Origin of the sequence: Bartonella sp. CL436QHHD (genome assembly GCF_042195105.1) — a bacterium.
In the GTDB taxonomy this organism is placed as follows: Bacteria; Pseudomonadota; Alphaproteobacteria; order Rhizobiales; family Rhizobiaceae; genus Bartonella.
In genome coordinates this window covers 325-1,022 of the sequence record NZ_JBHINR010000078.1, presented here as the reverse complement: position 1 = coordinate 1,022, position 698 = coordinate 325, and the positions used below count along the sequence as shown (strand labels likewise).

Annotated in this window: 1 protein-coding gene; it reads right to left on the bottom strand. The window is 36.8% G+C overall.

Annotated features, from left to right (window positions below; all coding sequences use genetic code 11):
- Positions 1–99: 99 nt before the first annotated feature.
- Positions 100–558, bottom strand: coding sequence for a hypothetical protein (locus ACFIKN_RS08860; RefSeq protein ID WP_375658282.1), 459 nt, complete (start codon positions 556–558; stop codon positions 100–102).
- Between the last annotated feature and the right edge of the window lie 140 nt (positions 559–698).

The window sequence follows — 698 nt, the reverse complement described above, 5'->3', positions numbered from 1 at the left end:
GATAGTAGGTGGGCGGTGTGGCATGTTTATTCCCCTTCATTTTAGATGTAATTCACTCGTGGCGTGAATCACGCTGGTGTTAAAATTTTGTTTGTGTTGCTAGAAAGGAATGTCGTCTTTTGCTGAAGAGTCGCCGTTCTGGGCGGTCATAGTTTGTTTACAATCTTCTGAATTATCATAAATTTTTACATTGCCATAAATTCTTGAATCGGCATAAATAATCACATTTCCATAAATTTGTGTGTGTCCAAAAATATGTCCATCATATATTTTGACGTTATTATAAATTTTTGCATTGCCAAAAATCTCTGCACTATAAGCAACTTGTGCGTTATCAAAAACCTTAGCACTATCGTAAATCTTGGCACAACAATACGCCTTGGCATCATTATAAATCCAGCAATCGTCTTTTTGACTTAAATTGTCTTCATACTCTACAAAGCCGCCAAGGTCGTCTGCTTTAACATCACCAAAATCTTTTAATGCACGTATGCGGTAAAGCGTAAGGTATCCATCAAACTGAATTGTTTCATCAGTAAGTTCGTATTTCTTTTTCATGGTTTATTTCCTTGATTTGCGTACAATCCACCCGTGGCGTGAATCACGCTTGTGTTTAAAAGTTGGTTTTTCGGTGTTAGAAACGGCTTATGTAGCTTATATCGCTTGCTGAATAGTCACTTTCGTAGATGATTGAATTG